Raw genomic sequence first — 7,270 nt, forward strand, 5'->3', positions numbered from 1 at the left:
CCGTTCTCCAGGTCGGCCATGATCCAGGGGCCGTTGCCGGAACCGTAGCCCCAGACCTTGATGTTGCCGAAGTAGATGGCCTCCATGGTGCCGTTGCCGTTGTCACGGCTGTTGGTCTCGGCGTTGCCGTAGTCGAAGCAGCAGCCGCCGTTGTAGTGGGTGCCGTCGAAGATGGCGTACATGCCCTCGGGCTGGTCGCCCTTGGCGACGCCGTTGGTGTTGTTGTTGCGGTACCCGGTGCCGGGGGCCACGTAGACGCCGTACGCCTTGTGGCCGCCGACCGTGATCGGCGCCGCGGTCGCGTTCGCGAGGTTGTCATATCCGCCCGCGGCCGGGCCGGAAAAGCCGCCGGGGGGCGCCTGGGTGAGGCGGTTGTTCCGGCCGGACTGGTCGTAGATGATGGTGATCAGGCAGGTCGTGCCGGCGCAGAACGAGTCCTGCGTGGCGGCGTCGGCGACTCCGCCCGCGCTGAGGAGGCCGATGTCGCGGGTGGTGTTGTCCGAGGAGCGGCGCACCTGGTACAGCGGGCCGTTGTAGGAGCCGTACAGGGCACGGGTCGTGCTGTGGGCCGCCACACACGGCGTGCCGCCCGCGGCGTAGATGTCGCAGGGAAGCGATGTAGCGGAATTGGCAGCGGACTGCGAGGCGGCCGAAAGCCCTGTCCCGGCTAAGAGCACGGTCAGGGGGACCAAGGTCGCCTTCGCGAGGCGGCCGAGTCTTCTTCTGAGGTTCACGGATTTCCTCCGGTCGGCGCCACACAGACCGTGGCTGGGTTGGGGGATCTGGCTGTGGTCTTGCTGGGTGGACGGTCGTTGTCTCGAATCGATTCGATCATGACGCCGGACGGCGGTATTCCCGGCCTCCGGTTGCCGGTCGGGCGCCCCAATGGGGATGTGCCCGCCGGTGCGGAGGGGAAAGTGGAGCCGTCGCCTCTGCCACCCCTGGCGGTCCCCGGCGAGCAAAGCCCCGCGGTCACCACGCACAGCGGGCCACATCCATGCGGCGTGTTGTTAGCGCTCACATTTTCCTCCAGGAAGGTGCGCGGTCCCCCCGAGTGGACGCCGCGGGGTTGCTGGGTGCGGCGGGCCGGACATCGACGCGGCCGGCCACGCCCGGGACGGTGCGAAGCGCGTGCCCCGATCTGGAGTGCCTGGCCGAACCGCGAAGGGCCCTAGGTGGGGAGTCCCCGGGCTTGGTACCAATTACGTTTCCGGCCCAAGGGATCGTCAAGACCCTATTTCGAACTTCGCACACGGGGCCGTGCGCCAGGGTTGGCTCCCGACTCCCTCCAACAGGCCTGTGACCTTGTCGTCGAGCACGGTCACCACGGCCTCGCGTAGGCGTGGGCGGCCCACCACCAGGGCGGCGGGCAGAGCCGCGGGGAGCGCTCCGGCCCCCCCGCTGCCGGCCCCCCGCCCGCGACGAGCTCGTGGACGACCACGTCACGTACGCCTAGAGCGACCGCGCCTTCCACGACACGATCACGCAGGCGTCGGGAAACCACATCGCTCGTGGCAAGGGCCCGCTCGGTCCGGCCCACGTACCGGGCGGTTGCCCCGCTCCCGCGGGCCGGGAGTGGCCGACTGGCGTGATCGCCCGTTCGCGTCCTCGGAAACGATTCGATCGATGGCGGTGAAAGTTTCATCACGGTGCCTCAGTGCTGACGACGGCCGCCGCCCCTGGCCAGAAGCAGGAGCGACGGGTCGTCTCAGGCAAGGGCCCGCAACGCCGAAAAGGCCCAGTCTTGACAGTCTGGGTCGCGGTCATATTTGCTCCGCTGCACCATCGCCTCCAGCCATCAGGAAGAAGGGAGATCCGGTTACGGCGGCGTTGAGTGAGCGTTAACACAGCGATGACCCGACCGGCCGGCAGAGACGCGCGGGGCTGACGAGTTTCGATCGGCAGAACGCGGCGCGCCGTGTCCAACCGGAGTCAGGGACCAGAAACGCTGGCCGACACCCCCACTCCCCGAAAGGTGGAGGAGATGCCTTCCTCGTCTATGAATGTCACCATTCGAACGGCAAAGGAATTGGTGTGATGTTGAGGCATAGGTCTCTCTTCACCGCTATCGCGACCACGGCACTGCTCGTCCTGGCCACGGCGCACTCGGCGCTGGGCGACCGCGCGACCACGTCGCTCACCGGAACGAGCACCCTCGCGGCCACCGCGGGATGCGGCAAGACTCCGACGCTGAGAAGCGGTACGCAGTCGATTACGACAAGTGGGAAGAATCGCAGCTACATCCTGCGAATTCCCGACAACTACAACAACACCACCCCCTACCGGTTGATCTTCGGGTTCCACTGGAACGGCGGCACCGCCAACGATGTCGACTCGGGCGGAACCAGTGGGTACCCCTGGTCCTACTACGGGCTCAGGGCATTGTCGAACAACACCGCGATCTTCGTCGCGCCCCAGGGCATCAACAACGGCTGGGCCAACTCCGGCGGTGAGGACATCACCTTCGTCGACGACATGATCCGGCGGATCGAGGCGGACCTGTGTGTCGACACCTCCCAGCGCTTCTCCCTGGGCTTCAGCTACGGCGCCGGCATGAGCTACGCGCTCGCGTGTGCCCGGGCGACGGTCTTCCGCGCGGTGGCGGTCTACTCCGGCGGGCAGCTCAGCGGGTGCAGCGGCGGCACCGAGCCCATCGCGTACATCGGGCTGCACGGCCTCAGGGACCCGGTGCTCAACATCTCCGGGGGCCGGTCGCTGCGTGACAGATTCGTCAGGAACAACGGCTGCACGCCCCAGAACCCGCCGGAGCCGGCACAGGGCAGCCTGACGCACGTCGTCACCTACTACTCGGGGTGCCGGGCCGGGTATCCGGTCGCATGGGCGGCGTTCGACGCCGGCCACACCCCCAATCCCGTGGACGGGAAGTCCGGCGACTTCGAACCCGGCGAGAACTCCTGGACCAGGGCAGTGGTGTGGAATTTCTTCGCCCAGTTCGGGGGCGGCACCCCGACGCCGACGGCGACTCCCTCGATCACTCCCACAGGTAACCCGCCGGCGACGAGCGCGCTGCGGGGCGTGGGGTCGGGGCGGTGCCTGGACGTCAGCGGCGCCTCTCAGGCCAACGGCGCGCAGGTGCAGGTCTGGGACTGCAACGGTGGCGTCAACCAGCAGTGGGCGTCGACCAGCGCGAGTGAGCTGCGGGTGTACGGCGGTAAGTGCCTGGACGTCAACGGCGGGGGTACCGCCGACGGCACCGCGGTGATCATCTGGGACTGCAACGGCCAGAACAACCAGAAGTGGCGCCTGAACACCGACGGCACCATCACCGCCGTGGGCGCCAACAAGTGCCTGGACGTGGCCAGTGCGGGCAGCGCCAACGGCACCAAGGCGCAGATCTGGACCTGCAACGGCCAGAACAACCAGAAGTGGACCCGCGTCTGACACCGTCTGTCCACGCCCCCGTCGCCCCATCCGGCGGGGGCGGGAGGCGGTCCTGAGTCGAACCGATTCGACAACGAAAACGGACTCCTCCCGCTCGACAGCGATCGGCTACCGATCCCTCACGACCCGGCCGCCGCGAATCAGCGGCCGGATGAGGGGTCCGGAGGCGGTACTTCTCCGGGCACGAAGCAAAACCGTGGCAACGGCGCGGTGGGCGCGCGGCTTGCCGTGACTGATCGTCATTGTCGGGAAGGAACACTTATGTCCCGACGTCCGTGGCTCACACTACTGACCACGATGGCGCTGATCATTCCCGGAGCCCTCGCGCTCACCTCCTCCCCGGCGAACGCGCTGACCATCTCGGCGTCCGATTACCAGCAGGTCACGCTGGCGACCGGCGGCGCGGAACTGGGGGAGGCCATGTCGCTGGCCGTCCTCCCGGATCGTTCGGTGCTCCACACCGCCCGCGACGGCACGGTGCGGGTCACCGACGCCAACGGCAACACGAAGGTGGCCGGCAAACTCAACGTCTACAGCCACGACGAGGAGGGTCTGCAGGGCGTCGCGGTCGACCCGAACTTCGCCACCAATCGGTACGTCTGGCTGTATTACTCGCCCACGCTGAACACTCCGGGCGGGGACGCGCCGACCAGTGGACCCAGACGCAGTTCGACCAGTGGAAGGGGCACCTGAACCTGTCGCGGTTCGCGCTGAAGTCCGACAATACGCTCGACCTGGCGAGCGAGAAGGTCGTGCTCCAGGTGAACAACGACCGGGGACAGTGCTGCCACGTCGGCGGTGACATCGACTTCGACGCCCAGGGCAACCTGTACCTGACCACCGGCGACGACTCCAACCCGTTCGACTCCAGCGGGTACTCGCCCCTGGACGAGCGGACCGACCGCAATCCGCAGTTCGACGCGCAGCGTTCGGCGGGCAACACCAACGACCTGCGCGGCAAACTCCTGCGGATCCACCCGCAGCCCGACGGCACCTACACCATCCCCAGCGGCAACCTTTTCCCGTCAGGGACGGCGAACACCCGGCCGGAGATCTACGCCATGGGGTTCCGCAACCCGTTCCGGATGAGCGTGGACAAGGCCACCGGGATCGTGTACCTGGGCGACTACGGTCCGGACGCGGGCACCACCAATGCCAATCGCGGGCCGCAGGGGCAGGTGGAGTTCGACCGCGTGACCGGGCCGGGCAACTACGGGTGGCCGTACTGCACGGGCACGAACACCACCAGTGAGACCTACAACCGCTACACCTTCCCCAACGGCCCGTCAGGGGCCAAGTTCGACTGCGCGGGCGGCCCGAGCAACACCTCCTTCCGCAACACGGGGCAGAGCAAGCTGCCGCCGGCCAAGTCGGCGTGGATCAGATACGCCGGGGACGCCGGAACCCCGCCGGAGTTCGGCTCCGGGTCGGAGTCGCCGATGGGCGGTCCGGTGTACCACTACGACCCGAACCTGAACTCCAGTGTGAAGTTCCCGCAGGCGCTGGACGGGCGGTTCTTCGCCGGCGAGTACGGCCGCAGGTGGATCAAGGCGATCGAGGTCAGGTCCGACGGCGGCTATGGGGAGATCTCGGCGTTCCCCTGGAGGGGGACGCAGGTCATGGACATGGCCTTCGGCCCCGACGGGGCGCTGTACGTGCTCGACTACGGCACCGGCAGCAACAACCAGGCCCTCTACCGGATCGAGTACATCGGCACCGCCAACCGCAACCCCATCGCCAAGGCGTCCGCCGACAAGACCTCGGGTCCGACCCCGCTGACGGTGAACTTCTCCTCGGCCGGCAGCTCCGACCCCGAGGGCGGCGCGCTCAGCTACTCGTGGAGCTTCGGTGACGGCAGCACCTCCACCGCCGCCAACCCGAGTCACACCTACGCCACCAACGGCACCTACACGGCGACGCTGACCGTCAGGGACCCCCAGGGCCTGCCCGGGACGGCGAGCGTGATCGTGGCCGCCGGCAACACCGCCCCGACGGTGACACTGACCACTCCGGTCGACGGTCAGCTGTTCTCCTTCGGCGACACCGTGCCCTTCCAGGTCACCGTCAGCGACCCGGAGGACGGCACGATCGACTGCACCAAGGTCACCGTCACCTACTTCTTGGGCCACGACAGTCACCGTCACCAGATCACCTCCAAGACCGGCTGCAGCGGCTCCATCGCTGTGCCGGTGGACGGTGAGCACGACGCCGCGGCCAACATCTACGGCGTCTTCGAGGCCTCCTACACCGACAAGGGGGGTCTGACCTCCGTCAGCACCCGCACGCTCCAGCCGCGACACCGGCAGGCCGAGCACTTCGGGGCCCAGCAGGGCGTCCAGACGGCCGACCACACCACCGCCGAAGGCGGCAAGACGGTCGGCTTCACCGACGACGGCGACTGGATCTCCTTCCAGCCGTACAACCTGGGCAACGCGACGAGGATGACCGCTCGGGTGTCCTCGGCGGGCGCGGGCGGCCGGATCGAGGTGCGGGCGGGCTCGGCGACGGGCACGCTGCTGGGCACGGTGAACGTCACGAGCACCGGAAGCTGGGACACCTTCACCGACTTCTCAGCGAACCTCAGCGGCGCGCCGACCGGCACCACGACGCTGTATCTGGTCTTCCGTGGCCCGGCCGGACAGGGCTACCTGTTCGACGTGGACGCCTTCACCCTCGACACCGGCGCGTCGCCCTCGCCCTCGCCCTCTCCGTCACCCTCGCCCTCTCCGTCGCCTTCGGGGAGCGCGAGTGCTCTGCGGGGTGTGGGGTCGGGGCGGTGCCTGGACGTCAACGGCGCCTCGCAGGCCAACGGCGCACAGGTGCAGATCTGGGACTGCAACGGGCGGGCCAACCAGCAGTGGACTTCCACCAGCGCGAGTGAGCTGCGGGTCTACGGCGGTAAGTGCCTGGACGTCAACGGCGGGGGCACCGCCGACGGCACCGCGGTGGTCATCTGGGACTGCAACGGCCAGAACAACCAGAAGTGGCGCCTCAACACCGACGGCACCATCACCGCCGTGGGCGCCAACAAGTGCCTGGACGTGGCGAGTGCGGGCACCGCCAACGGCACCAAGGCGCAGATCTGGACCTGCAACGGCGGCGTGAACCAGCAGTGGACCCGAGCCTGACACCACCCGACCTCGAACGCACCGCTATCACCAATTGATGTGACGCCCGGCGCGGCCCAGCTTTCACAGCCGAAAGGGGGCCGCGCGCGGGCGCCACGACGGAAGGACACCCATGCTGCGACATCTGACCCCCGCCGCGCTCGGGCGCATCGGGGGGAGCGACCGGAAGACATCCGTGCTGCGACGCCTGTCGGTGGCCGTGGTGGCGCTCACCGCCGCCGCCGCGACCATGATCCCCGCCATCCCCGCCCAGGCGGCCGCCTTCAAGGTGCTGGTGTTCTCCAAGACGGCAGCGTTCCGGCACGACTCGATCCCCAACGGGATTCAGGCCATCCGCGACCTGGGGGCCGCGAACGACTTCGCCGTCGACGCGACCGAGGACTCGAACGCCTTCAGCGCGGCCAACCTCGCCCAGTACAAGGCGGTGGTGTTCCTCAGCACCACCGGTGATGTGCTGAACGACACCCAGCAGGCCGCCTTTCAGACGTACGTGGACGGCGGGGGCGGCTACGTGGGGGTGCATTCGGCCGCCGACACCGAGTACGACTGGCCGTACTACGGGCAGCTGATGGGAGCCTGGTTCAACAACCACCCGGCGATCCAGCAGGCCACCGTACGGAACGAGGACCGGGCGCACGCCGCGACCGCTCATCTGGGGCCGACCTGGTCGCGTACCGACGAGTGGTACAGCTACCGCACCAACCCCCGCTCGAACGCCCGGCGCGCGCCCGATCGGGGCC

The 7,270-nt window shown here is 68.4% G+C and carries 5 protein-coding genes; 4 read left to right on the top strand and 1 reads right to left on the bottom strand.

Features of this window, described 5'->3' with window-relative positions:
* A partial coding sequence (locus tag AB0O34_RS35650) for an arabinofuranosidase catalytic domain-containing protein (RefSeq protein ID WP_363923215.1) occupies nucleotides 1-734 on the bottom strand: 734 nt, incomplete at its 3' end.
* 1,303 nt (nucleotides 735-2,037) lie between these two features.
* Between AB0O34_RS35650 and AB0O34_RS35655 the strand changes: the two genes are divergently transcribed.
* From AB0O34_RS35655 to AB0O34_RS35670, 4 genes are all read left to right on the top strand, one after another.
* Nucleotides 2,038-3,402 carry a lectin gene (locus AB0O34_RS35655; protein WP_363923217.1) on the top strand — a complete coding sequence of 455 codons (1,365 nt, stop codon included), beginning with the start codon at nucleotides 2,038-2,040 and terminating at the stop codon, nucleotides 3,400-3,402.
* A gap of 261 nt (nucleotides 3,403-3,663) precedes the next feature.
* Nucleotides 3,664-4,095: a PQQ-dependent sugar dehydrogenase gene (locus tag AB0O34_RS35660; RefSeq protein ID WP_363923219.1), complete on the top strand. Its 432-nt coding sequence runs from the start codon at nucleotides 3,664-3,666 to the stop codon at nucleotides 4,093-4,095.
* Nucleotides 4,096-4,112: 17 nt separating this feature from the next.
* On the top strand, nucleotides 4,113-6,530 hold the full coding sequence (locus AB0O34_RS35665; RefSeq protein ID WP_363923223.1) for a carbohydrate-binding protein: 2,418 nt from the start codon (nucleotides 4,113-4,115) through the stop codon (nucleotides 6,528-6,530).
* Nucleotides 6,531-6,642: 112 nt separating this feature from the next.
* A partial coding sequence (locus tag AB0O34_RS35670) for a ThuA domain-containing protein (protein WP_363923221.1) occupies nucleotides 6,643-7,270 on the top strand: 628 nt, incomplete at its 3' end.

Origin of the sequence: Sphaerisporangium sp. NPDC088356 (genome assembly GCF_040685555.1) — a bacterium.
Lineage (GTDB): Bacteria > Actinomycetota > Actinomycetes > Streptosporangiales > Streptosporangiaceae > Sphaerisporangium.